The organism is Streptomyces sp. NRRL S-340 (assembly GCF_000720185.1).
Classification (GTDB): domain Bacteria; phylum Actinomycetota; class Actinomycetes; order Streptomycetales; family Streptomycetaceae; genus Streptomyces.
This window is the reverse complement of sequence record NZ_JOIY01000031.1, coordinates 84,348-109,537: the sequence shown is the minus strand read 5'-3', so window position 1 is coordinate 109,537 and position 25,190 is coordinate 84,348. Positions and strand designations below refer to the sequence as shown.

General features: G+C 72.9%; 20 protein-coding genes. 6 read left to right on the top strand and 14 right to left on the bottom strand.

Annotated features, from left to right (window positions below; genetic code table 11):
- Positions 1-335 precede the first annotated feature (335 nt).
- Positions 336-1,538 (top strand): amino acid deaminase/aldolase, encoded by a 1,203-nt coding sequence (locus IG64_RS23925; RefSeq protein ID WP_037859668.1) that lies wholly within the window; start codon positions 336-338, stop codon positions 1,536-1,538.
- 110 nt (positions 1,539-1,648) lie between these two features.
- Here IG64_RS23925 and IG64_RS23920 read toward each other — a convergent pair whose 3' ends face one another.
- From IG64_RS23920 to IG64_RS23910, 3 genes are all read right to left on the bottom strand, one after another.
- Positions 1,649-2,461 (bottom strand): 3-oxoacyl-ACP reductase, encoded by an 813-nt coding sequence (locus IG64_RS23920; protein WP_037859666.1) that lies wholly within the window; start codon positions 2,459-2,461, stop codon positions 1,649-1,651.
- A gap of 80 nt (positions 2,462-2,541) precedes the next feature.
- Positions 2,542-3,933, bottom strand: coding sequence for an aldehyde dehydrogenase family protein (locus IG64_RS23915; protein WP_037859664.1), 1,392 nt, complete (start codon positions 3,931-3,933; stop codon positions 2,542-2,544).
- A gap of 11 nt (positions 3,934-3,944) precedes the next feature.
- Entirely contained in the window at positions 3,945-5,309 is a 1,365-nt protein-coding gene (locus tag IG64_RS23910; RefSeq protein WP_037859661.1) for a glutamine synthetase family protein, read from the bottom strand.
- 147 nt (positions 5,310-5,456) lie between these two features.
- On the opposite strand from IG64_RS23910, the gene IG64_RS23905 reads away from it, so the two are divergent.
- Positions 5,457-6,197 carry a FadR/GntR family transcriptional regulator gene (locus IG64_RS23905; RefSeq protein ID WP_037859658.1) on the top strand — a complete coding sequence of 247 codons (741 nt, stop codon included), beginning with the start codon at positions 5,457-5,459 and terminating at the stop codon, positions 6,195-6,197.
- Positions 6,198-6,390: 193 nt separating this feature from the next.
- The gene (locus tag IG64_RS23900; RefSeq protein WP_051813289.1) at positions 6,391-7,149 is read left to right on the top strand and encodes a gamma-glutamyl-gamma-aminobutyrate hydrolase family protein; all 759 of its coding nucleotides are present in this window, start codon (positions 6,391-6,393) and stop codon (positions 7,147-7,149) included.
- Positions 7,150-7,406: 257 nt separating this feature from the next.
- On the opposite strand, the gene IG64_RS23895 is transcribed toward IG64_RS23900, so the two are convergent.
- The 5 genes from IG64_RS23895 to IG64_RS23875 all read right to left on the bottom strand — a co-directional run bounded on the left by IG64_RS23895 (position 7,407) and on the right by IG64_RS23875 (position 13,942).
- A complete protein-coding gene (locus IG64_RS23895) occupies positions 7,407-8,360 on the bottom strand; it encodes a LysR family transcriptional regulator (protein ID WP_037859656.1) in 954 nt (317 codons plus the stop codon).
- Positions 8,361-8,540: 180 nt separating this feature from the next.
- Positions 8,541-9,263, bottom strand: a complete 723-nt coding sequence (locus IG64_RS23890) for a helical backbone metal receptor (protein WP_037859653.1) — start codon at positions 9,261-9,263, stop codon at positions 8,541-8,543.
- A complete protein-coding gene (locus IG64_RS23885) occupies positions 9,263-9,838 on the bottom strand; it encodes a helix-turn-helix domain-containing protein (protein WP_037859651.1) in 576 nt (191 codons plus the stop codon). The genes IG64_RS23890 and IG64_RS23885 overlap by 1 nt, the downstream gene beginning before the upstream one ends.
- A gap of 401 nt (positions 9,839-10,239) precedes the next feature.
- Positions 10,240-12,858 carry an ABC transporter permease/substrate binding protein gene (locus IG64_RS23880; protein ID WP_037859649.1) on the bottom strand — a complete coding sequence of 873 codons (2,619 nt, stop codon included), beginning with the start codon at positions 12,856-12,858 and terminating at the stop codon, positions 10,240-10,242.
- On the bottom strand, positions 12,851-13,942 hold the full coding sequence (locus IG64_RS23875) for a quaternary amine ABC transporter ATP-binding protein (protein WP_037859685.1): 1,092 nt from the start codon (positions 13,940-13,942) through the stop codon (positions 12,851-12,853). The genes IG64_RS23880 and IG64_RS23875 overlap by 8 nt, the downstream gene beginning before the upstream one ends.
- A gap of 189 nt (positions 13,943-14,131) precedes the next feature.
- On the opposite strand from IG64_RS23875, the gene IG64_RS23870 reads away from it, so the two are divergent.
- From IG64_RS23870 to IG64_RS23860, 3 genes are all read left to right on the top strand, one after another.
- Positions 14,132-15,037, top strand: a complete 906-nt coding sequence (locus tag IG64_RS23870) for a 5'-3' exonuclease (RefSeq protein WP_037859683.1) — start codon at positions 14,132-14,134, stop codon at positions 15,035-15,037.
- A gap of 77 nt (positions 15,038-15,114) precedes the next feature.
- Complete coding sequence (locus tag IG64_RS23865; protein WP_037859646.1) at positions 15,115-15,960, top strand: siderophore-interacting protein; 846 nt, start codon at positions 15,115-15,117, stop codon at positions 15,958-15,960.
- Positions 15,961-16,279: 319 nt separating this feature from the next.
- Positions 16,280-17,233 carry an RluA family pseudouridine synthase gene (locus IG64_RS23860; protein ID WP_078884187.1) on the top strand — a complete coding sequence of 318 codons (954 nt, stop codon included), beginning with the start codon at positions 16,280-16,282 and terminating at the stop codon, positions 17,231-17,233.
- Here IG64_RS23860 and IG64_RS23855 read toward each other — a convergent pair.
- The 6 genes from IG64_RS23855 to IG64_RS23830 all read right to left on the bottom strand — a co-directional run bounded on the left by IG64_RS23855 (position 17,227) and on the right by IG64_RS23830 (position 25,166).
- On the bottom strand, positions 17,227-18,828 hold the full coding sequence (locus IG64_RS23855; protein ID WP_037859642.1) for a cytochrome P450: 1,602 nt from the start codon (positions 18,826-18,828) through the stop codon (positions 17,227-17,229). The two genes, IG64_RS23860 and IG64_RS23855, sit on opposite strands and share 7 nt — an antisense overlap.
- A 96-nt stretch (positions 18,829-18,924) precedes the next feature.
- Positions 18,925-19,545, bottom strand: coding sequence for a GTP-binding protein (locus IG64_RS23850; RefSeq protein WP_037859639.1), 621 nt, complete (start codon positions 19,543-19,545; stop codon positions 18,925-18,927).
- A complete protein-coding gene (locus IG64_RS23845; protein WP_037859636.1) occupies positions 19,526-19,933 on the bottom strand; it encodes a DUF742 domain-containing protein in 408 nt (135 codons plus the stop codon). Before IG64_RS23845 ends, IG64_RS23850 begins: the two co-directional genes overlap by 20 nt.
- A complete protein-coding gene (locus tag IG64_RS23840) occupies positions 19,930-20,337 on the bottom strand; it encodes a roadblock/LC7 domain-containing protein (protein ID WP_037859634.1) in 408 nt (135 codons plus the stop codon). The genes IG64_RS23845 and IG64_RS23840 overlap by 4 nt, the downstream gene beginning before the upstream one ends.
- On the bottom strand, positions 20,334-21,950 hold the full coding sequence (locus tag IG64_RS23835; RefSeq protein ID WP_199811648.1) for a sensor histidine kinase: 1,617 nt from the start codon (positions 21,948-21,950) through the stop codon (positions 20,334-20,336). Before IG64_RS23835 ends, IG64_RS23840 begins: the two co-directional genes overlap by 4 nt.
- 363 nt (positions 21,951-22,313) lie before the next feature.
- A complete protein-coding gene (locus tag IG64_RS23830; RefSeq protein WP_037859630.1) occupies positions 22,314-25,166 on the bottom strand; it encodes a DEAD/DEAH box helicase in 2,853 nt (950 codons plus the stop codon).
- Between the last annotated feature and the right edge of the window lie 24 nt (positions 25,167-25,190).

Sequence of the window (25,190 nt, the reverse complement as noted above, 5' to 3'; positions counted from 1 at the left end):
GGGTGGTCTCGAGGGGCGCGGGGGTATCGGAGCGTGGCGCGCGTCCGTACTCATGCACCCCCCGTTTCGCCGTGCCCGGGCCGTGCCCTCGCGCTCGGCCTTCGTCCTCGCCGCCCGGCCCGGCGCCGACTGGTCGTCACCGGACACGCATACCCGTACGCACGAAGGGCCATCCCGGCTCGGGCCAACGGCCGGGAACGTGCCGCCGTCGCGCCGTACGTGCGCGTCACTCTACGGGCTGAGCGCGCGCCGGCGGGAACCGGTCCGGGCGGGCGGAGGCATCTGCCCGGAACGTCCCCCTACCCCGCGGTAATCCTGTCTGGCAGGCTGCGTCCATGACCGCACGCGCCGCAGACCGGGCCCGTTACGACCGGGCCACCGCCCATCTCGACGCCCCCGTCGCGATCGTCGACCTGGAGGCCTTCGACGCCAACGCCGACGACCTCCTGCGCCGGGCCGCAGGCAAGCCGGTACGGGTCGCCAGCAAGTCCGTGCGCTGCCGGGCGCTGCTCGAACGGGCCCTGGCGAAGGACGGTTTCGCGGGTCTCATGTCCTTCACGCTCGCCGAATCGCTGTGGCTGGCCCGTTCCGGGTTCGACGACGTCCTGCTGGCCTACCCGTCCGCCGACCGCGCCGGCTACGCCGAGCTGGCCGCCGACCCCAAGCTGGCCGCCGCCGTCACGGTGATGGTCGACGACCCGGCGCAGCTCGACCTCATCGACGCCGCCCGGGACGGCGGGGGCGAAGTGGTGCGCGTCTGCCTGGAGCTGGACACGTCGTTGAGGCTGCTGGGCGGGCGGGTCCGGGTCGGCGCGCGCCGTTCCCCGCTGTACTCCCCCGCCCAGGTCGCCGAGATGGCCCGTACGGTGGCCCGGCGGCCGGGGTTCCGGCTCGTCGGGATCATGGCGTACGAGGGGCACGTCGCGGGGGTGGGTGACGCGGTGGCCGGGCGGCCGGTGCGGTCGCGGGCGATCCGGCTGATGCAGGCGGCGGCGCGGCGGGAACTGGCCGAGCGGCGGGCCGCGGTGGTGCGGGCGGTCCGGGCCGTGGCACCGGAGCTGGAGTTCGTGAACGGCGGCGGCACCGGCAGTGTCCAGCACACCGCGGCGGAGGCGGCGGTGACCGAGATCGCCGCGGGGTCGGGGCTGTACGTCCCGCGTCTGTTCGACAACTACACGTCCTTCCGGGGCCGTCCGGCCGCGCTGTTCGCGCAGCCCGTCGTACGGCGTCCGGGAGTCGGGGTCGTCACGGTGCTGGGCGGCGGCTATCCGGCCTCCGGCGTGGCCGGTCAGGACCGGCTCCCGGTGCCGTACCTGCCCGAGGGCCTGCGGTACGACCCGCAGGAGGGGCCCGGCGAGGTGCAGACCCCGCTGCTCGGCTCGCCGGCCGACGACCTGCTGATCGGGGACAAGGTGTGGTTCCGGCACGCCAAGGCCGGTGAGCTGTGCGAGCGGTTCGACGCGCTGCACCTCGTCGAGGGCGACCGGGTGACGGCGACCGTGCCGACGTACCGGGGCGAGGGCCGCACCTTCCTCTGACGCCCGGCCGGACCGGGGGGCTCACCCGGACGGGCCGGTGCCCCTTCCGGCCCAGGTGGGAGCATGCCCCCGGGCACTCAGGAGGGATCGCCGGGCGGCCGCAGAGGTGCCTACAGCGGGGTGACGTACGCCCCCGAGATGCCGCCGTCCACCAGGAAGTCCGTGGCGTTGACGAAGGAGGAGTCGTCGCTGGCGAGGAAGGCGACGGCGGCGGCGATCTCCTCGGCCTCCGCGAAGCGCCCGAGGGGGATGTGGACGAGACGGCGCGCCGCGCGCTCGGGGTCCTTCGCGAACAGCTCCTGGAGCAGCGGGGTGTTGACCGGGCCCGGGCACAGGGCGTTGACGCGGATGCCCTCGCGGGCGAACTGCACGCCCAGCTCGCGGGACATGGCCAGCACGCCGCCCTTGGACGCGGTGTAGGAGATCTGGGAGGTGGCCGCGCCCATGCGGGCCACGAAGGAGGCGGTGTTGATGATGGAGCCGCGGCGCTGGCGCCGCATGTAGGGCAGGGCCGCCTTGCAGCACAGGTAGACGGAGGTGAGGTTGACGTCCTGGACGCGTTTCCAGGCCTCCAGGCCGGTCTCCAGGATGGAGTCGTCCTCGGGCGGCGAGATGCCGGCGTTGTTGAAGGCCACGTCGACGCTGCCGTAGGTGTCGTACGCGGCCCGGAACAGCGCCTCGACCTGGCCGGGATCGGTGACGTCGGTCCGGACGAACAGGCCGCCCATCTCCTCGGCCGCCGCCTTGCCGCTCCTCTCGTCGATGTCGCCGCAGACGACGTGCGCGCCCTCCGCGGCGAGGCGGCGCGCGGCGGCGAGGCCGATGCCGCTGCCCGCGCCGGTGACGACGGCGGTCCGGCCGGCCAGGCGGCGGCAGACGGCCGCGGGTGCCCCTTCGGGCCCGGTCCGTGCGGTGGCTGCCATGTCAGCCGCTGTCCCTTCGGTCGCCGTGGCGCGGGTCCCTGTCTCTGCGGTCGCCGTCTCTCCGGTCCCTGTCTCTGCGGTCACTGGGCGGGCCCCTCCGTGCTGATGAAGACGTTCTTGGTCTCGGTGAAGGCGGTCAGGGCGTCGGGACCGAGTTCGCGGCCGATCCCGGACTGCTTGGCCCCGCCGAACGGGGTCCAGTAGCGGACGCTGGCGTGCGAGTTGACGGACAGGTTCCCGGCCCGGACGGCCTGGGCGACGCGCAGGGCGCGGCCCACGTCCCGGGTCCAGACGGAGCCGGACAGGCCGTAGGGCGTGTCGTTCGCGAGGCGGACCGCGTCCTGCTCGTCGGTGAAGGGCAGCAGGACGGCCACGGGCCCGAAGATCTCCTCGCGGGCGGCGGCGGAGTCCGGCCGCTCCCCGGTGAGCACGGTCGGCGGGAACCAGAAACCGGGCCCGTCGGGCGCGGTGCCGCGCAGGGCCGGTGCCTCCGGGCGGACGTAGGACCGTACGCGGTCGCGTTGCCGGCGGGAGATCAGCGGGCCCATACGGGTCTTCTGGTCGGCCGGGTCGCCGACCACGACGGCGGCCAGGGCCTCGGCGAGCAGCGCCTCGACCTCGTCGTACACGGATTCCTGGACGAGGACGCGGGTGCGGGCGCAGCAGTCCTGGCCGGCGTTGTCCAGGAAGGAGAACGGGTCGGCGGCGGCCTTGAGGTCGGCGTCCGCGAAGACGATGTTCGGGCTCTTGCCGCCCAGTTCGAGGGTGACCGGCTTGAGGTTGCGGGCGCAGCGTTCCATGATCTCGCGGCCGGTCCGGGTGGAGCCGGTGAAGACGATCTTCGCGACGCCGGGGTGGTCGGTCAGGGCGCGGCCCGCGGTGCGGCCGTGGCCCGGCAGTACCTGGAAGAGGTGCTCGGGCAGGCCGGCCTGAAGGCCCAGCTCGGCCAGGCGCAGCGCGGTGAGCGGGGTGGTCTCGGCCGGTTTGAGCAGGACCGCGTTGCCGGAGGCGAGGGCCGGGAAGGAGCCCCAGGCGGCGATCGGCATGGGGAAGTTCCACGGGGCGATGACGCCGACGACACCGAGCGGTTCGAGGAAGGTGACGTCCCAGCCGCCGGGGGCCGGGATCTGCCGGCCGAGCAGCCGTTCGGCACCGCCGGCCGCGTACAGCAGCAGGTCGCGGGCGTTGCCGGCCTCCCAGCGGGCGTCGCCGACGAGATGGCCGGCCTCGCGGACCTCCAGCTGGGCCAGTTCCTCGAGGTGGCTGTCGACGACGTCGGCGAAGCGGCGCAGCAGGCGGGCCCGGTCGGCGGGGGCGGCGGCCGCCCAGGCCTGCTGGGCCCGGGCCGCGCGGGTGACGGCGCGGTCGACGTCGGCCGCGCCGGCGGCGGGGACGGTGGCCACGGTCTCTTCGGTGGCGGGGTTCAGGACGAGCAGTTCGTGCTCGTCCCCGGGCTCGGGCTCGTTCGGCACGGCGGGGCCTCTCACATGCGTTCGAAGGAGCGGCGCAGCTCCCAGTCGGTGACCGCGGCGTCGAACGCGTCGAGTTCGACGCGCGCCATGTTGCGGTAGTGCGCGACGACCTCGTCGCCGAAGGCGGCCTTGGCGATCGGGCTGTTCTCCCACAGCTCGGCGGCCTCGCGCCGGGTCGTGGGCACGTGCTCGTGGCCGGCGGTGTACGCGTTGCCCGGGCACGGCTCGGGCAGGGGCAGGCGCTGCTCGACGCCGTACAGCCCGGCCGCGACCAGTCCGGCGACGGCCAGGTACGGGTTGACGTCGCCGCCGGGCAGCCGGTTCTCGAAGCGCAGGGAGCGGCCGTGGCCGACGACGCGCAGCGCGCAGGTGCGGTTGTCGTGGCCCCAGGCGACGGCGGTCGGGGCGAAGGAACCGGGCTGGAACCGCTTGTAGGAGTTGATGCCCGGCGCGTGGAGCAGCGAGAAGTCGCGCAGCGCGGCGAGCTGTCCGGCCAGGAAGTACCGCATGACCTCGGACATCTCCCCCGGCCGGTCACCGGCCATGACGTTGGTGCCGTCGGCGTCGCAGAGCGAGAGGTGGATGTGGCAGGAGTTGCCCTCGCGTTCGTTGTACTTGGCCATGAAGGTGAGCGAGACGCCCTCCTGGGAGGCGATCTCCTTGGCGCCGGTCTTGTAGACGGCGTGCTGGTCGCAGGTGACGAGGGCCTCGTCGTAGCGGAAGGCGATCTCGTGCTGGCCGGGGTTGCACTCGCCCTTGGCCGACTCGACGGTGAGGCCGGCGCCGGCCATGTCGTTGCGCAGGCGGCGCAGCAGGGGCTCGATACGGCCGGTGCCGAGGATCGAGTAGTCGATGTTGTACCGGTTGGCCGGGGTGAGCCCGCGGTAGCCGGTGTCCCAGGCCTGTTCGTAGGTGTCCTGGAAGACGATGAACTCCAGCTCGGTGCCGACCTGGGCCGTCCAGCCGTGTTCGGCGAGGCGGGCGAGCTGGCGGCGCAGGATCTGCCGGGGTGCCGCCACCACCGGGGAGCCGTCGTTCCAGGCGAGGTCGGCGACGGCCAGGGCGGTGCCCGGGTGCCAGGGCAGGCGGCGCAGGGTGCCGAGGTCGGGGTGCATGGCGAAGTCGCCGTAGCCGCGGTCCCAGGAGGACATGGCGTAGCCGTCGACGGTGTTCATGTCGGTGTCGACGGCGAGGAGGTAGGAACAGCCCTCGGTGCCGTGCCGCAGGACCTCGTCGAGGAAGAAGCGGGCGGCGAAGCGCTTGCCCTGGAGCCGTCCCTGCATGTCGGGGAAGGCCAGGACGACGGTGTCGATCTCTCCGCTCGCGACGCCTGCCCGCAGTTCCTCGACGGTGAGCGGGGGTGTGCGGTCTGCCACGGGCGAGCCTCCTCGGCTGCGTCGGCGTCCTCGGCGTACGTGCCTGTTCGGCGTCTCGGCCCGGCGTCCGTGCCCGGCCTCGTGGGCCGGTGCCGGGAGCCATAAGGTATGACCGAGAACCATTGTCTGGGAAGGGGGCGCGGCCGGATGGCTCGGGACACGGGGCCGGCGGGGGCGGCCGGGGACCGGCTCTCGGCGGTGCTGCGGCCGGTGCGCGCGGGCAACGGCTTCGAGGAGGCGCTGGAGCAGATCCTCCAGGTGGTGCGGCTCGGCCTGGTCCCGGCGGGTGAGCGGCTGCCCGCCGAGCGCGAGCTGGCCCAGCGGCTGGGGATCAGCCGGGTGACGCTGCGTGAGGTGCTGAAGGTGCTCCAGGACCAGGGTCTCGTGGAGGCGCGGCGGGGGCGCTACGGCGGTACGTTCGTGCGCCCGCGTGCGGACGGAGGCGGCGGGGACGAGCTGCGGCGCCGGCTCGCCGGCGTCGACATCGACGACGTACTGCGCTTCCGCGAGGTGCTGGAGGTGGGGGCGGCCGGCCTGTGCGCGGCGCAGGGGCTGACGGACGGGCAGGCGCGGCGGCTGCGCGAGGCGCTGGAGCACACGCGCGACGCGCCGCCCGCGGACTACCGGCGCCGGGACACGCTGCTGCACCTGACCCTCGCCGAGTCGTGCGGCTCCCCGACGCTGACCGGGCAGTACGCGGCGGTCCGCGCCGCGGTGAACGACCTGCTCGACTGCATACCCCTGCTGGTGCGCAACCTGGAGCACTCGCAGCGGCAGCACGCGGCGCTGGTGACGGCGGTGCTGGAGGGGGACTCGGACGGCGCGCGGGAGACGATGCGCGAGCACTGCGCGGGGACGGCGGCGCTGCTGCGGGGTTTCCTGACGTGAGGAGCCCCGGGAAGATCCCCGTGAAGAAGCCGCGACAAGAACCTTGCGAAGAGCCGCGCGAGAGGCGTGCCAAGGGCCGCCTGGAGCGGCATCGGCAGAGGTATCGGCGTACACCATTGCGAGCGAGGACCGGGAGGGCCGGATGGCCGCGGCGGAGACGACGGACGCTGCCGACTCGACGGACGCGACAGGCATGACGGACACGGCCGACACGGCGGACACGGCGGACGTGGCCGGTCCCGGGCGGCCGCTGATCGGCGTCAGCACCTATCTGGAGTCCGGGGCACGGTGGGGCGTGTGGGAACTGGAGGCGGCGTTGCTGCCCGCCGGTTACCCTCGGCTGGTGCAGCGGGCGGGCGGGCTCGCCGCACTGCTGCCGCCGGACGCGCCGCGGCGGGCGGCGGCGACCGTGGCCCGGCTGGACGGGCTGGTCATCGCGGGCGGCCCTGACGTGGAACCGGTGCGCTACGGAGCCGAGCCGGACCCGCGTACGGGACCGCCCGCCCGGGCCCGGGACGCCTGGGAACTCGCCCTGATCGAGGCCGCGCTGGCCGCCCGGGTGCCACTGCTGGGCATCTGCCGGGGCATGCAGCTGCTGAACGTCGCGCTGGGCGGCACCCTGGTCCAGCACCTGGACGGGCACGCCGGGACGGTCGGGGTCTTCGGCACCCACCCGGTCACTCCGGTGCCCGGCACCCGGTACGCGGCGGCCGTCCCGGAGACGGCGTCCGTCCCCGCCTACCACCACCAGGCCGTCGACCGCCTCGGCAGCGGTCTCCTCGCCTCGGCCCACGCGCCGGACGGCACGGTCGAGGCGGTCGAGCCCTCGCCCGCCGCCCACTGGGTCCTCGGGGTGCAGTGGCACCCCGAGATGGGCGAGGACGTACGGGTGATGCGGGCCCTGGTCGAGGCGGCGACCGCGCACCCGGCCGGACCGGTGCGAACGGCCTGAACCGCCCACCGCACCGCACGGCGCGAACGGCCGGGAGGACCGCGCGAACCGCGTGCACCCCCGCGTGCACCGCTCACGCGGCCGGGACCGAACGCCCCGCGTGCACTGCACACGCGAGGCCGGAGCGCGTGACCCGCGTGCACTGCACACGCGAGACCGGACCGCCCGCACCGCATGCACCACACACGCGGGCAGCCTCGCGGGAACGGCCGGGACCGGGGACGGCCTCCGGCCGCGTCCGGGTGATCCAGCGGTTCTCAGCCCGTCTCGGAGCGGGTCAGGGACAGCAGGTCACGGGCCGGGCCCGTGGGGCGGTGACCCGTGGGCCAGACCGCGCGCAGGTCGCGCCGCAGGGCGACCCCCTCGACCGGAACGGTGACCAGGCGGCGCAGGGACAGTTCGTCGCCCACGGCGAGTTCGCTCAGCACCGCCGGGCCCGCCCCGCTGACCGCCGCCGCCTTCACCGCCGTCGTCGAGGACAGCTCGATCAGCGGCCGGGCCAGGCCGCCCAGCGCCGCGTCCAGGACCTGCCGGGTCCCGGAGCCGGTCTCCCGAAGGATCAGTGGGGTGGCCGCGAGTTCCGCCGCCTCCAGCGGGCGCCGTCTCCTGGCCCACGGGTGGGCGGGGGCGGTCACCACGATCAGGCGGTCGTGGGCGATCACCACGGAGTCCAGCCCGGCGGGGACCGACAGTCCCTCCACGAAGCCGAGGTCCGCCTCGCCCGTCAGCAGCCGCTCGGCCACCGTCGCCGAGTTCCCGGCGAGCAGCGAGACGGCGGTGTCCGGGCGCCGCGTGCGCAGCGCGATCAGCCAGCCGGGGAGCAGGTACTCGGCGATGGTCATGCTCGCCGCCACCCGCAGCCGCGAGTCCCGCCGGTCCCGCAGCGCCTGCGCGCCGGCGTCGAAGGCCTCGGCCGCCTCGACGACCCGCCGCGCCCAGTCGGTGACCAGCGCGCCCGCGTCGGTCAGCCGTGAGCCGCGCGGCGAGCGGTCCACCAGCGCCAGCCCCAGCTGCCGTTCCATGGAGCGGATCCGGCTGCTCGCCGCCGGCTGGGTGATGCCCAGGTCGCGGGCGGCCCCGCCCAGGCTGCCCAGCCGCGCCACCGCCAGCAGCAGCTCGAGGGCGCCCAGGTCCGGCACCCGGTGGGCCAGCGGCGCCGCCCCGGGCGGCCGCCCCGCGCCGTTGGCTGCGTCCACCTCCGGCCTTCTCATAAGCCCAGCTTATGTCTCAAGGGGAACAGACCCCGGGGCGGGGCAAAGAGCCCGCGCGGACCTCACGTCATGCCCCGCCCGCGGCCCGCTTCCCTCCTGCGCCACGCTCCCCCGGCCGCGTACGCCGGGCCGCCCACCGGCCGGGGCCGCCGCGGCCGTGCGCGCCGTGCGCGGGTCCGGTCAGCGGTGCGCCGCTCGCAGCGCCTCGCCCAGCACCCGGGGAGCCTCGGCCAGGGAGGGTCCGTACCAGGTCAGATGCCGTCCGCTGACCAGTGCGCAGGGCAGGCCGGCGAAGGCCTTTGGACCGTCGGCGGCGGTGAAGCGGTACGGCTCGTCCGGCAGGACGACGACGTCCGGGGCCGCCGCCCGCAGTTCCTCCACCGGGACGCGCGGGTACCGCTCGGCGTGGCGGGCGTACAGGTGGTCGACTCCGAGGCGTGCCAGGACGTCCCCGGCGAAGGTGTCCCGGCCCAGCACCATCCAGGGCCGGCGCCACACGGGGACGACGGCGGTCGTACGGCGTTCGGGCACGGGCAGCGCCGACCAGGCGGCCTCCGCCTCGTCCAGCCAGCGCGGCCGGCCCACAGCCCCGCAGGCCGCCAGGACGCGTGCCAGCTCCCGGAAGGCCTGCGGCACGTCGCGCACCTCGGTGACCAGCACCTCCACACCCGCGGCGCGCAGGGCGTCGAGGTCGGCCGCGCGGTTCTCCTCCTCGTTGGCGATCACCAGGTCGGGGGCGAGGGCGGCGATCTCGCCTGTCCTCGGGTTCTTGGTGCCGCCGACGCGCACCACGTCCAGACCGACCGGGCGGGCGCACCAGTCGGTGGCGCCGGCCAGGGCGCCGGGCAGTGTCACGGCGACGGCCTCGGTGAGCGAGGGGACCAGGGAGACGACCCGGGCCATCAGCGCGTGCGGTCCTGGACGGCCTCGATGTGCTCGGCCACCGCGACCACGATCACCCGGGTCTCCGGCACGGTGGCCCGCCAGCGGTGGCGCACCCCGCCGGTCAGGTACATGGTGTCGCCGCGGACGAGCCGGTAGGCGCGGCCCTCCGCCTCGATCTCGACCGCGCCGTCGGCGACGTACATCAGCTCGTCGTTGCGGTGCTGGAACTCGCGGCCCGCGTCGTGGTCGCCGGTGAACTCGGAGGCGTGCAGCTGGTGGTGGCCGCGCACCAGGGCGCGTACCCGCGGCGCGTCCTGCGGCCCGGCCGTCTCGGGGACCTCGGCGCGCACCACGTCGACGCTGCACGCGGGGTCGGCCGCGGCCAGCAGTTCCACGGCGGTGGTGCGCAGCGCGTCGGCGACCTTCTCCAGGGAGCTTCTGCTGGGGCGGGCCCGGTCGTTCTCGATCTGGCTCAGGAAGGGCACCGACAGGCCGCTGCGCCCGGCCACGACGGCGAGGGTGAGGTTCAGCGCCCGGCGCCGCCGTCGCACGGCCGCGCCCACCCGAAGGGGCTGTTCTTTGTGGTCGCCCATCGCTCCGGCTCCCTCCTTCGCTCGTCGGTCCGCTGCCCGTCTTCCCATGCCGGGGCGCGTGCGCCCCGATGGGTTCTCTGCACCCTACGCATGTCCGGCAAACCGTTTCCTGCCGCCGTCACTTCCCCGTGCGGTGAGCGCACCGGCGGCTTCACGGTCCGCCGCGGCGGACCGGCCGTGCTCAAGCCCACGGTACGGGTTCGGGCGGGACGGCGGGGTGACTGCGCGTGGTTGGCCGGATTCCTGCCGTGGGACGGCCCGAGGGGCGGACCCCCGCACGGCGTCAGGACCGTGCGGGGGCCCGCCCCTCGGGCGGTGTGCGGCGGCGGTGGCCGCGGGGTCGTCGTCCGCGTGGTCACCCGGAGGTGGCCCCGCGGGCTGCTACCGGGTCGTCCGCCGGTTCACTGCGGGGTCATCCGCCGGACGACGTCCGGGTGCTGTTTGATCCAGGCGTCGACCGCCTCGTCCTCGTGCGCCTTGCCGCGCGCGTTGATCTCGCTCTCCAGGCTGCCCAGCTCCTCCTCGCTCATCCTGAAGTTCTTGATCCACTCGGTGAGCTGCGGGTACTGCCCGGGGAACTTCTCGCTGGAGATGGTGCGGACGGTGTTGCCCTCGCCGAAGAGCTTCTTGTCGTCCTTGAGCTTGGTGAGGCCGTAGCGGCTGTACGCCCAGTGCGGCGACCACAGCACGACGGCGACGGGCTGCTTCCTGGCGTACGCGCGCTTCAGCTCGGCGAGCATCGCGGGCGTGGAGCCGTCGACGACCTTGTACTCCTTGTCCAGGCCGTAGCCCGGCAGGACCTTGCTCTTGAGGAGGTTCATCTCGCCGGTGCCCGGTTCGATGCCGATGATCTTCCCGCCGAACAGCGACGACCTGCCCTTGAGGTCTTCGAGGGACTTGACGTCCTTGACGTAGGAGGGGACGGCGATCTCCAGGGAGGTCGGCTGGTACCAGGTGCCGAGGTCCTTGAGCTTGTCCTTGCTCTTGTCCCAGTAGTTCTTCTGGGCGTAGGGCAGCCAGGCGTCGAAGTTGAGGTCGATGTCTCCGCCGGCCAGGCCGGTGTAGACGGGGCCGACGTCCATCTGCTTCAGGTTCAGCTTGTAGCCGCGGCCTTCCAGGACGTGCTTCCACAGGTGGGTGACGGCGACGTCCTCGTCCCAGGGGAACCAGGCGACGTTCAGGGGCCGCTTCGCCTCGGCCGGGGCGGAGCCGGAGCCGCCGGGTACCGGGGCCAGCTTGTCGACGAGGCCGGGGTTGGCCTTGAGCCAGGTGCGGACGGCGTCCTGCTGCCGGCCCTTGCCGGCCTTGTTGATCTCGGCCTCCAGGCTGGTGAGCTGCTTCTCGTCCAGCTTGAAGTTCTTCAGCCAGTCGCCGACGACGGGGTTGGCGGCGGTGAAGCCCTTGCGGGCCAGCGTGTGCACGCCGTCGCCCTTGCCCCAGGCGCCCTTGGGGTCCTTCAGCTTCTTCAGGTCGTAGTCGTTGTACGCCCAGTGCGGCGACCACAGGGTGACGAGGACCGGTTGCTTCCTGGCGTAGGCGCGCTTCAGCTCGGCCAGCATGGCCGGGGTGGAGCTGTCGACGACCTTGTACTCCTTGTCCAGGCCGTAGTCCTTGAGGACCTTGCTCTTGAGCAGGGCCATCTCGCCCGCGCTGGACTCGATGCCGGTGATCTTCCCGCCGAACAGGGAGGCCTTGCCCTTGAGGTCGTCCAGCGAGTCGATGCCCTTCATGTACGACGGGACGCTCAGCTCCAGCGACGTCGGCCCGTACCAGGAGCCGAGGTCGTCGAGCTGCTTGCCGTACTTCTTCCAGTACTGGGCGTGGGTCGTGGGCAGCCAGGAGTCCGTCTCGAAGTCGACGCTGCCCTGCGCGAGGGAGGTGTAGAGCGGTCCGGCGTCGAACTGCTTGGCCTGCACGTCGTAGCCGCGCTGTTCGAGGATCTCCTTCCACAGGAAGGTGGAGGCGACGCCCTCGTCCCAGGGGATGTAGCCGAGGGTGAGCTTCTTGCCCTTGCCGACGTTCTGTCCGTCGGCGGCGGCCGTGGCACTGCCGCCGCCACCGCCGAAGATGCCCATGCCGCCGGCGACGAGCGCGAGGACGACCACGCCGACCACGGCGATCTGCGGGCTCGGCCGGTAGGACCAGATCTTCAGGCCCTGCACGGACCGCGCCCGGGCGGCGGCGCGCCGGCCGAGCGGCGAGACCTGGGTGCCCAGGGCGCTGGTCATGCGGTCCAGGTAGATCGCGAGGATCACGATGGCGACACCGGCCTCGGAACCGAGGCCGACGTCGAGCTGGCCGATGGCCTCGTTGACGTCGCCGCCGAGGCCGCCGGTGCCGACCATGCCGGCGATCGCGGCCATGGACAGGCCGAGCATGATCACCTGGTTGACGCCGGCCATCACGGTGGGCAGGGCGAGCGGCAGCTGGACGCGCAGCAGGGTGCTGCGGGGGGTGGTGCCGAACGCCTCGGCGGCCTCCACCAGCTCCTTGTCGACCTGGCGGATGCCCAGCTCCGTCATGCGCACCCCGGGGGCGAGCGCGAAGATCAGGGTGGCGACGATGCCCGCGGGGCCGCCCGTGCCGAAGAACAGGATGGCCGGGATGAGGTAGATCATCGCGGGCAGCGTCTGCATGAAGTCCAGGAACGGCCGTACCACGGCGCTGACCCGGTCCGAGCGCGCCGCCCAGACACCGACCGGCACGGAGATCACCAGCGCGATGATCGTCGCGACCAGGACGAGCGCCAGGGTGACCATCGCGTCGTCCCACAGTTCGAGGGAGTCGATGAAGGCGAATCCGACGAAGGTGAGGACACCGGCGAGGGTGCCGCGCAGCCAGAAGGCGAGCACCGCGAAGATGCCGGCGAGCAGCAGCGGCTGGGGTGCCTGGAGGACGGCGTCGATGCCGTCGTAGGCGCCGGTGAAGACGGTCTTGAAGAAGTCGAAGAGCCAGGACACGTGGTCGAGCAGCCAGTCGACCGCGGAGTTGACCCAGTCGCCGAGCGGGATCCTAGGCACGGGCCACCGCCTTCCTGCCGCCCTTGTCGCGCGGTGCGTCGCAGGTCACGGGTGTGGTGTCGCGTTCGTCGCCGAGGAAGCCGACGAGCCGCTGCCGCGGGACCACGCCCACGAGGTCGCGGTGCTCGTTCAGCACGGCGACCGGGTGGGGAAGCCGGGCGCTGATGGCGCACAGCTCGGTGAACGGGGTGTCCGGTGCGGCCGTCTCGCAGTCGCAGTCGGCCTCGTCGCCGCGCACCTGGCGGTCCATGACGGCTTCCGCGGTCAGGACGCGGGAGCGGTCGACGTCCTGGATGAAGGAGGCGACGTAGTCGCCCTCCGGGCGCAGCAGGATGTCCTCGGCGGTGCCGTTCTGCACGATCCGGCCGTCGCGCATGACGGCGATGCGGTCGCCCAGGCGCATGGCCTCGTTGAGGTCGTGGGTGATGAAGACGATGGTCTTCTTCAGCGTCTTCTGCAGCTGGAGCAGCTGGTCCTGCATGTCGCGGCGGATCAGTGGGTCCAGGGCGCTGAAGGACTCGTCCATCAGCAGCAGGTCGGCGTCGGTGGCGAGCGCGCGGGCGAGGCCGACGCGCTGCTGCATGCCGCCGGACAGCTCGTCGGGCCAGGAGTTCTCCCAGCCGGCCAGGCCGCACAGGGCGAGCGCCTCGTCGGCGCGGCGACCGCGCTCGGCGCGGGGCACGCCCTGCACTTCCAGGCCGTAGGCGGCGTTGTCGCGGACGCTGCGGTGCGGGAAGAGCGCGAAGTGCTGGAAGACCATGCTGATCTTCTTCGAGCGGACCTCGCGCAGCTCGCGGTCGGTGAGCGCGGTCAGGTCCTGGCCGTCGAAGCACACCTGCCCCGCGGTGGGCTCCAGCAGCCCGTTGAGCATCCGCAGGAGTGTGGACTTGCCGGAACCGGACAGTCCCATCACGACGAAGATCTGTCCGGGGTCCACGGTGAAGGAGGCGTCGATCACGGCGGCGGTGGTGCCGCTCGCACGCAGTTCGTCGCGGTCGGCATCCTGCCGGAGTTTCTCCACTGCCTCGTCGGGTCGTCTGCCGAACACCTTGTACAGGTGTCGGGCCTCAAGCCTGGATGCCACGCGCACCTCTCGTCATAGGGGACAGGGACAGCGCGAAGGATCAGTAACAGTTGAATAACGCAACTACCTTCGCTCGGGCGCGCGCCTGCCCAAGCGCATGCGGGGCAAACAGGAAAGTGACCCGCCTCACATCCTGGCCGGTGACTGTCAGAGGCGTACGGCATGATGCGAGACGTGACCGGACGACTGATGCTCCTCGACACCGCCTCCCTGTACTTCCGCGCCTACTTCGGCGTCCCGGAGTCGGTCAGGGCCCCGGACGGCACGCCGGTGAACGCCGTGCGCGGGCTGCTCGACTTCATCGACCGCCTGGTCAAGGACCACCGGCCCGAGCACCTGGTGGCCTGCATGGACGCGGACTGGCGCCCGCACTGGCGGGTGGAGCTGATCCCCTCCTACAAGGCGCACCGCGTCGCCGAGGAACACCCGGGCGGCCCCGACGAGGAAGAGGTGCCGGACACCCTCTCCCCGCAGGTCCCCGTCATCGAGGCGGTCCTGGACGCCGTCGGCATCGCCCGCGTCGGCGTCCCGGAGTACGAGGCGGACGACGTGATCGGCACGTTCACGGCCCGCGCCACCGGCCCGGTCGACATCGTCACCGGCGACCGCGACCTGTACCAGCTGGTGGACGACGCCCGCGGGGTGCGCGTGCTGTACCCGGTCAAGGGCGTCGGAACGCTGCAGAGCACCGACGAGGCGCTGCTGCGCGAGAAGTACGGGGTCGGCGGCAGTGGGTACGCGGACCTGGCGCTGCTGCGCGGCGACCCGAGCGACGGGCTGCCGGGCGTACCCGGCATCGGGGAGAAGACGGCGGCCAGGCTGCTCGCCGACTTCGGCGACCTGGCCGGGATCATGGCCGCCGTCGAGGACCCGAAGGCGAAGCTCACTCCCTCGCAGCGCCGGCGTCTCGACGAGGCGCGGCCCTACCTCGCGGTGGCGCCGAAGGTCGTCCAGGTCGCCCGGGACGTCCCCCTGCCGGACGTCGGCACCGCCCTGCCGCGCACCCCGCGCGACCCGGCGGCCCTGGAGGAACTGGCCGCCCGCTGGGGCCTGGGCGGCTCCCTGCAGCGTCTGCTCGGCACCCTGGCGGCCTGAAGTGGCCGCGAAGGAGGTGCCACCGGAGGGAAGGTGCTAACTTAGGTAAGCCTAAGCAAGGGAACTGGGAGGCCGTCATGGCAGAACGTCCGGCGCGCAAGCCGCGGAGGACCCACACCGCCCGGGTGATCCGCACCGAACGGCTCACCCCGCACATGCAGCGTGTGGTGCTCGGCGGGGAGGAACTCGCCGGCTTCCCGGCCGACACGTGCACGGACCACTACGTGAAGCTGCTGTTCCCGGCCGCGGGCGTCACCTACCCCGAACCCTTCGACATGCAGCGGATCCGGGAGGAGTTCCCGCCCGAGCAGTGGCCGGTGACCCGTACCTACACCGTGCGCGCCTGGGACCCCGAGCACTTGGAGCTGACGCTGGACTTCGTGGTCCACGGCGACGAGGGCCTGGCCGGCCCCTGGTCGCTGCTGGTGCGGCCCGGCGAGACCGTGCGCTTCATGGGCCCCGGCGGCGCCTACGCCCCCGACCCGAGCGCCGACTGGCACCTGCTGGCCGGTGACGAGAGCGCCCTGCCCGCCATCGCCCGGTCCCTGGAGGCGCTGCCCCCGGGCACCACCGCCCACGCCTTCGTGGAGGTCTCGGGGCCCGAGGAGGAGCAGAAGATCGACTCCGACGTGGAGGTCGTCTGGCTGCACCGCGGCGAGAGGCCCGTCGGCGCGGCCCTGGTGGAGGCCGTACGGGCGCTGGACTTCCCCGAGGGCCGGGTGCACGCGTTCGTGCACGGCGAGGCCGGCTTCGTGAAGGAACTGCGGCGGCTGCTGCGCGTGGAGCACGCGATCCCGCGCGAGGACCTGTCGATCTCCGGCTACTGGCGCCTGGGCCACAACGAGGACGGCTGGCAGGCCTCCAAGCGCGAGTGGAACGCCCGGATCGAGGCCGAGCAGGAGGGCGCGGCGAGCGCCGCCTGAGCCGACGGCACACCCCGAGGGGCGGCACCCGCGCACGCGGCTGCCGCCCCTTGCCGCGCGGCGGGTGCGCCCGGCGCTCGGTCGCCCGCCACCCGCGCGCGCAGACGCATGCCGTACCGGCCCTCCGCGTGCGGACCCGAGCGCCGCTCGGTGCCTCCCGGGACGAAGCCGGTCGGGACGGCGGCCCGGCAGGACGCCACGTCGGCCACGGCGTGCAGCGGCGTGCAGCGGCGAGGTCAGGCATACCGCGCATCCTGTGGCCCGGGCGGGCCGGTCCAGTGGTTTTCCACCGGGTGCGGCGGCTCGTAGGCTTCGACGGATGAGACGCCGAGCCCGCACCGCACCGCCCGCACCGCTGCCCCAGTTGCGGGGCGTGGACCCGGTGCGGGTGCGGCTGCCCGCCGGGGGGACGTGGGCCACCGTGCGCGAACACCTGGTGGAACGGCTGTCGGGGGCGGCGCCGGGGGCGGTCGCTCAGATGTTCGACGAAGGACGGATCGTCGCCGCCGACGGACGGCCGGTGGCGCCCGACGCGCCGTACGAAGCCGGGATGTTCGTCTGGTTCCACCGGGAGCTGCCCGAGGAGGCGGCGGTGCCCTTCCCGCTGGAGGTGGTCCACCGCGACGATCACCTGGTCGTCGCGGACAAGCCGCACTTCCTCGCCACCACCCCGCGCGGCACCCACGTCACCGAGACGGCGCTGGCACGGCTCCGCCGCGAGCTGGGCATCCCCACGCTGGGCGCCGCCCACCGCCTGGACCGGCTCACCGCGGGACTGGTGCTGTTCACGGTGCGCCCCGAGGAGCGCGGCGCCTACCAGACGCTCTTCCGCGACCGTCTGGTGCGCAAGGTGTACGAGGCCGTGGCGCCGTACGATCCCGCGCTCGCCCTGCCCCGGACCGTGCGCAGCCGGATCGTGAAGGAACGCGGGGTGCTCGCCGCCCGCGAGGTGCCCGGCGAGCCGAACGCGGTCACGCTCGTGGAAGCGGTCGAGCACCGTGCGGACGGCCTCGCCCGCTACCGGCTCACCCCCGCCACCGGTCAGACGCACCAGCTCCGGGTGCACATGTCCGCGCTGGGCGTGCCGATCCTCGGCGATCCGCTCTACCCGGTGGTGACCGGCCCCGGCCCGGCCGGTGACTTCCGGCGCCCGCTGCAACTGCTGGCCCGGGAGCTGGAGTTCACCGACCCGGTCACCGGGACCGAGCACCGGTTCCGCAGCGGACGGGTGCTGCGGGCCTGGGCGTCGTACCCGCAGTGGGCGGGTCAGTAGCCGCGCCACCACCGCAGGAAGCGCTGCCAGGCCCCGCGCGGACGGCCCTGCCCCGGGCCTGCCGCGGCTGCGGCCACCGGAGCCGTCGCCACCGGTGCGGACGGCGCCGGGGCGGGCGCGGTGCCGGCCACCGCGGTCCGTGTGCGGGCCGGCGGGACGGCGGAGGCCCGGGGTGCCCCACCGGCACCGGCCGGTGCCGGGACCGGCTCCGCGGACAGCTCGGGGACCGGCTCCGGGGTGGGCCGTGCCGTGGTGATCTCCCAGGCCACGCGGGGCTGCGGCACCGGCATGGGGGTGTGGCTCGGCTGGGCCCGCACGTCCTGCTGCGGCCGCGGTGTGAACCGCACCGGCAGCTCGACCAGGTGCTGCGAGGCGATCGACTCGGTCCAGCGCAGCTCCTCCTCGGCGCAGTCCAGCTGGATGTCCGGCAGCCGCATCAGCAGGTTGTCGACCCCCACGTCGGCGATGGCGCGGCCGATGTCCTGGCCCGGACACTCGTGCGGCCCGCCGCTGAAGGCCAGGTGGGAACGGTTGCCCTGCATGTCCGCGTCCAGGTCGGGCCGGACCCGGGGGTCGACGTTGCCCGGCGCGATGCCGAGCAGCAGGCCGTCGCCGCGGCGGATGCGCCGGCCGCCCAGCTCCGTGTCCTGCTTGGCGAAGTAGGCGAAGATGGTGCTGAAGGGCGGCTCGTCCCACAGGGACTGCTCGACCGCCTCCGGCACCGTCATCTGGCCGCCGTTGAGCTGGGCGCGGAAGCCGGGGTCGGTGAGCACCCGGCGGATGGTGTTGGCCAGGAGGTTCGCGGTGGCCTCGTAGGAGGCGATGAGCACGAGCCGCAGGTGCTGCTCGACCTCGTCGTCGTTCAGGTCCGCCGGGTCGGCGATGAGGTGGCTGGTGAAGTCGTCCGCCGCCTGCGCGCGGCGGCGGGCGGCGAGCCGCCGCAGACAGCCCATGATGTACTCGTTGCTGGCGATCGCGGTGTCGGTGCCCTTGAGCATGTCGCGGGCGCACTGCACGAGCCGGTCGTTGTACTCCTCGGGCATGCCGAGGACCTCGCACATCACCGCCATCGGCAGGTGCTCGGCGAACTGGTCGACGAGGTCGGCCCGGCCGGTCTCGCAGAAGCGGTTGACCAGGCGCTGGGTGGCACGGCCGATGTGGCGGCGCAGTCCGCGGTGGTCGATGGTGGCCATGGCGGCGGTGACCGCGCCGCGCAGCCGCTTGTGCTCGTCGCCCTCGGCGTGCGAGCAGATGGGCTGCCAGGCGATGTGGGGCATGAGGGGGTGGTCGGGCTTGACCATGCCCTCCTTGAGCGGTGTCCAGATACGGCTGTCCCGGGTGAACTGCGACGGCGTGCGCACCATGTGCAGGTTCTCGGCGTGGCCGAGGACCACCCACATGGGGACGTCGTCGTGCAGCAGCACGGGCGCCACCGGGCCGTGCTGCTCGCGCAGTTGCTCGTAGAGGTCGCCGAGGTCCGGCGCCTCGTGGAGCCGGTGCAGCCCGCCGGCGCCGATGCCGTGCGCGGGGCAGCCGGGGGGCGGGGCGGGGGTGCGGTCGTCCGGACCGGTCGGGGGCTGGTGTTCAGGCGTCACAGCGGTCGCTTTCGGAACGGAAAGGACGGAAGGGGATGGAGTACGGGCAAGGAGTGGAGGGGTGCCGGAGCCGGCCGGTTCGGGCGCGGTGCCCGCTCAGGTGCGGGAGCCGGCCATGGTGAGGGAGTGCAGGAAGCGCATGAGCGTCATCAGCACGTCCCGGCTGGAGGCCCGGCGCCGTACGTCGCACTCGACCATCGGGATGTCCTCGGACAGGTCGAGCGCGGTGCGCAGCTCGGCGACGGGGTAACGGGGGGCGTCGGGGAAGGAGTTGATGGCCACCACGAAGGGCACGCCGCGCTCCTCCAGCCGCCCCATGACGTCGAAGCTCACCTCCAGGCGGCGGGTGTCGACGAGGACGACCGCGCCGAGCGCCCCCTCGAACAGCCCGTTCCACAGGAACCAGAAGCGCTCCTGGCCGGGGGTGCCGAAGAGGTACAGGACCAGCTGGTCGGTGATGCTGATGCGGCCGAAGTCCATCGCCACGGTGGTGGCCGTCTTGGAGTCGGAGCCGTAGTTGTCGTCGACCCCGATACCGGCCTGGGTCATGGTCTCCTCGGTGGTCAGCGGCCTGATCTCACTGACCGAGCCGACCATCGTCGTCTTGCCGACCCCGAAGCCGCCGACGATGACGATCTTCACCGCGGCCTGGGCCGTGTGCGGAAGATGGTCCTCGGTGCGCGGGCCGGGGAGCGTGTCAGAGCCGTTGAAGTCCATGCATCACCGCTTCGAGGAGGGAACGGTCGGGGACCGCCTGACGCACGATCGGGGCGCGCGCCTGTACCAGTTCGGCCGTCAGCAGCTCGGTGATCAGGACCGTCATCGCGCTGAACGGCAGGTTGAGGTAGGCCGACAGCTCGGCCACGGACAGCGGGGCGGCGCACAGCCGCAGCAGTGCCGCCTGCTCGGGGGTGGCGGACGGCGGTGGTTCGGCGCGCGCCACCACGAGGGTGACCAGGTCGAGGGCGGCACGGGCGCCGTCCTCACCGGCCCCGGCGACGACGTACAGCCGCTCCGGGTTCTTCTCCTCGCCCTGCTTGGCGGGCTTGGGGTGCGGCGGCGGCTCGTGCGCGGGGAAGCGCCTCTGGCGTCGCGGAGGTGTCATACGGTCTGCCCACCCCGCCGGGGCGGACTGGTCAGATGGGCGCCGATGCGCACCACGAGGTCGCGCATGCGGGCGCTCATCATGCCGGGTTCGGTGCGGATGTCGGCGAGCACCGCGAGGTAGGCATTGGCCCCTGCGGACATCAGGTAGAAGTAGCCGCCGTCGATCTCGATGACCACCAGCTTCATCCGGCCGTCGCTGTCGGGGATCTCGACGGCGACGGCGCTCGCCAGGCTCTGCAGGCCCGCGCAGGCCGCCGCGACCCGGTCGGCCGCGTCCGGGTCGCCGCCGTAGCGGGCGATGCGCAGACCGTCGGCCGAGAGCACCACGATCATCTCGATGCCCGGTACGCCGTCGTTCAGCTCCTTGAGCATCCAGTCGAAGTTGGCGCGCTGCTGGATCACTTGAGGTCCCCCTCGTCGTCGGCCCCGTCCCGGGCCGGCTTCTCGATCAGGTGCAGGAATGCGGTCGGGTCCTGGGTGAAGGCGGTCGGGTCCGGGCCGGGGTTGTCCTTCTTCAGGCCGTCCCAGAACGCCTCGACCCACAGGCCCGGTTCGGGTTCCTTCTCGGCGGGCTCGGGGGCGGCGGGACGGGGCGTGCTCCACACGGAGCCGCCCTCCTGCTCGGCGCGCTCGGCGGCGACCTGTTCGGCGATGCGCCGGCTGAGCGGGATCTTGACCCGGCTGCGGCGCTGCGGCAGGCCGTTCGGGGTCCACTCCGTCACCTCGGGGACCTCGTCCTCCATCGGCACGGAGGCGGGGATGCGCGGGCTGGTGGGGCGGCGCTTCTTGGGGACGCGCTTGGGGCCCTCCACCGCGTCCTCGCCGGGCCGCGGGATGGAGGTGGCACCGATGCCGTGGGCGAGGCCCGGTGCGGGGTCGGTGGTCATCATGTCGCTGGGCACGACGAGGACGGCGCGCACCCCGCCGTACGCGGAGGCCCGCAGCGAGACCTGCATCTTGTACGCCGTGCACAGGCGGCCCACGACGGCGAGGCCCAGGCGCGGGCTCTCCCCCAACTCCTGGAGGTCGACCCCGGCCTTGGCGGCCTCGACCATCTTCTCGATCCGGTCGCGGGACTCCTCGTTGAGGCTGACGCCGCCGTCCTCGATCTCGATGGCGACGCCGGTCTGCACCTCGACGGCGGTGACGTGCACCTTGGTCTGGGGCGGCGAGTAGCGGGTGGCGTTGTCGAGGAGTTCGGCCGCGGCGTGGATGACCGGCTCGACGTCGGTGCCCTTGATGTTGACCTTGGCGATGGAGTGCAGCTCGATCCGGCGGTACTCCAGGATCCGGGACATGGCGCCGCGCAGCACGCTGTACAGGGTGACCGGGTTGGGCCACTGGCGGCCGGGGCGGCCGCCGCCGAGGACGGAGATGGAGTCGGCGAGGCGGCCGATGAGCGCGGTGCCGTGGTCGATGCGCAGCAGGTCGTCGAAGACCTCCGGGCTGCGGCCGTGGTCCTCCTCCATCTCCCGCAGTTCCTTGGCCTGCTGGTGCACGATCGCCTGGACGCGGCGGGCGATGCTGACGAAGGAGCGCTGCGTGGAGTCACGCATCGACTCCTCCTGGTCCACGATCTTGAGGATCATGCGGACCACCGCGCGCTGCGGCTCGGAGATCCGGCACCACTCCGGGTCCCCGTCGATCAGGTCGCGCATGACCTCGCGCGGGGTGTGGCTGGCGCGCAGGTGGTCGACGGCGGCCGGGAGGATCTCCGAGGCGAGGTAGGAGATCTGCTCGTCGTGGCCGGCGATGCGCTGCTGGAGGTATTCGGTGTGCCGGGCGTGTTCCGCCCGCTGCTCGCGGATGGTGCGGCCGCGGCGCACCGCTTCGGCGCCGGTGAGGAGCACGAGCAGGGTGGCGACGGCGCCGCAGCAGCCGACGGCGAGGCGGGCCGGGTCCGTCACCAGGGCGACGGCGGCCCCGGTGGCCGCCGCCATCAGTATGACCGGCAGCAACAGCACGCGTGCGTAGGGAAGTTCGCGGCCGCCAGGAGGCGATTGGACACTCACCATGTAAGCCCTCTGTGACGAATCGGCTGGGGTTCGGGGCAGCTTCCAGTGGGGTATGCCATGGAACAGTCGGACCTTTGAGATGTTTGGGAACAAACGCACGAATACATCTCAACTCGGTGCGCTGCGGGCGAGCTTAGTCCGAGCGGATCATCGGCGTGTCATATTCGGCAAGCACCTGAAACAGGGCCGGGGACAGGAGTACCCTCGGCCGTTTCGCACGCCGCGCGATCACTCGAACACCGACCGTCACGGCGTACGGGCATGCGAAAACCCCTCACCGGGACGGGTGAGAGAACGCCAAGGGGGCGTGACCGTGCGCGGGTCGGCCGCACACCGTCACGCCCCCTGCCGGCAGGGTGAAGCTCACCCGACCGACGAGTAGGCGACCACTCCCCTCAGCAGGCCGTCGACCGCCTTGCGCGCGTTCTTCGCCACCGTGGAGTTCTCCGGCGGGGCCGCCGCCGAGATCTGGCCCAGGACGTCGATGACCTGCTTGCACCAGCGCACGAAGTCACCGGCCGGCATCTCCGCCTCCCGCAGCACCTCGTCCAGGCCCTTGCCGGAGGCCCACATGTACGCGGCCCAGGCGAAGCCGAGGTCGGGCTCGCGCTGGCCGACGCCCTCGGTCTGGCTGATGCGGAACTCCTCCTCCAGGGCGTCGAGCCGGCCCCAGATGCGCACCATCTCCCCGAGCGCGGCCTTCGCCTTGCCCGAGGGCAGCTTGGGCGCCATGGCGTCGTCACCGACGCGGGCCTCGTAGACCAACGCCGAGACGCACGCGGCGAGTTCGGCGGGGCCCAGGCCCTCCCAGACGTGCTCGCGCAGGCATTCACTGGCCAGCAGGTCGAGTTCGCCGTACAGCCGGGCGAGCCGCTTGCCGTGCTCGGTGACCTCGTCGCCGCGCAGGTAGTCCAGCTCGGTGAGGAGGGCGACGATCCGGTCGAAGGTGCGCGCGATCGTGTTCGTACGGCCCTCGATGCGGTGCTCCAGCTGCTTGGTGTCGCGCAGCAGCCGGTGGTAGCGCTCGGCCCAGCGGGCGTGGTCCTCACGGTCGTTGCAGCCGTGGCAGGGGTGGGCGCGCAGCTCGGTGCGCAGCCGCGCGATCTCCCGGTCGTCGACCGCCTGCGAGCGCCGCTTGCGGTGCCGGTCGGGCGGGATGTGCCCGGCCTTGGTGCGCAGCGCGGAGGCCAGGTCGCGCCGGGACTGCGGGGAGCGCGGGTTGAAGGACTTCGGGATCCGCATCCGCTCCAGCGGCTCCACGGGCACCGGGAAGTCGATGGCCGCCAGCCGCTTGACCTGCCGCTCGGCGGTCAGCACGAGCGGGCGCGGGCCGTCCTGGTGCTCGAATCCGCGGTGGCCGCCCGCCCGGCCGGCCGGCAGGCCCGGGTCCAGGACCAGGGCGAGGCCGGCGAACTTGCCGGTGGGGACGTGGATGATGTCGCCCGGCTTGAGCTTCTCCAGGGCGACGGCGGCCTCGGCCCGCCGCTGGACGGCGCCCTGCCGGGCCAGTTCGTTCTCCCGGTCCTTCAGCTCGCGGCGCAGCCGCGCGTACTCCGTGAAGTCCCCGAGGTGGCAGGTCATCGACTCCTTGTAGCCCGCCAGGCCCTCCTCGTTGCGCTGCACCTGCCGGGAGATGCCGACGACCGACTTGTCGGCCTGGAACTGCGCGAAGGAGGTCTCCAGCAGCTCCCGGGAGCGGTGCCGGCCGAACTGCTCGACCAGGTTGACCGCCATGTTGTACGACGGCCGGAAGCTGGAGCGCAGCGGATAGGTGCGGGTGCCCGCGAGGCCCGCGAGGTGCTCGGGGTTCATGGCGCGCTGCCACAGCACCACCGCGTGCCCCTCGACGTCGATGCCGCGGCGGCCGGCCCGGCCGGTCAGCTGCGTGTACTCGCCGGGGGTGATGTCGGCGTGCTGCTCGCCGTTCCACTTGACGAGCTTCTCCAGGACCACCGAGCGGGCGGGCATGTTGATGCCCAGGGCGAGGGTCTCGGTGGCGAAGACCGCCTTGACCAGGCCGCGCACGAAGAGTTCTTCGACGACCTCCTTGAAGGTCGGGAGCATGCCGGCGTGGTGGGCGGCGATGCCGCGCTCCAGGCCCTCCAGCCACTCGTAGTACCCGAGGACGTGCAGGTCCTCGCGCGGGATCGCGGCGGTGCGCTCCTCGACGAGGGCGCGGACCCGCTCCCGCGCCTCCTCGTCGTTCAGTCTCAGGCCCGCGTACAGGCACTGCTGGACGGCGGCCTCGCAGGCGGCGCGGCTGAAGATGAACGTGATGGCGGGCAGCAGGCCCTCGGCGTCCAGCCGCTCGATGACCTCGGGGCGGCTCGGCGTCCAGATCCGGGAGCGCTGGCGGCGCTCGCGCTCGCGGTCGGCCTCGCGCATGTTCCGGCCGCGTCTGCGGTCCTGGTACGACGGGCGGCTGGCCTCCATGCGGGCCATCCGTGTCAGGTCGGGGTTGACGGCCTTCTTGTGGCCCTCGCCCTCCTCGAAGAGGTCGTACATCCGGCGGCCGGCCAGCACGTGCTGGAAGAGCGGGACGGGGCGGTGCTCGGAGACGATCACCTCGGTGTCACCCCGGACCGTGTCCAGCCAGTCGCCGAACTCCTCGGCGTTGGACACGGTCGCCGACAGTGACACCAGGGTCACCGACTCGGGCAGGTGGATGATCACTTCCTCCCAGACGGCGCCGCGGAAGCGGTCGGAGAGGTAGTGCACCTCGTCCATGACCACGTAGCCGAGGCCGCGCAGGGTCTGGGAGCCCGCGTACAGCATGTTCCGCAGCACCTCGGTGGTCATCACGACCACCGGGGCGTCGGAGTTGAGGCTGTTGTCGCCGGTGAGGAGGCCGACCTTGCCGCTGCCGTAGCGGCGGCACAGGTCGGAGTACTTCTGGTTGGACAGCGCCTTGATGGGCGTCGTGTAGAAGCACTTCTTGCCCTGCTGGAGGGCGAGGTGGACGGCGAACTCGCCCACGATCGTCTTGCCGGAGCCGGTGGGCGCGGCGACCAGTACGCCCTTGCCGGCCTCAAGGGCCCGGCAGGCCTCGATCTGGAACGGGTCGAGGCCGAAGTCGTACATCTCGCGGAAACCCGCGAGTGCGGTGGCCTGCTCGGCAGCTCGCCTGCGCGCTGCCGCGTACCGCTCGGCCGGTGAGAGGTCCTGAGTCATCGTGCTTTCGAGCGTACCGGGCCGCACTGACAACAGGACGATCATTATCCCGATCGGCCCGGCAGCGGG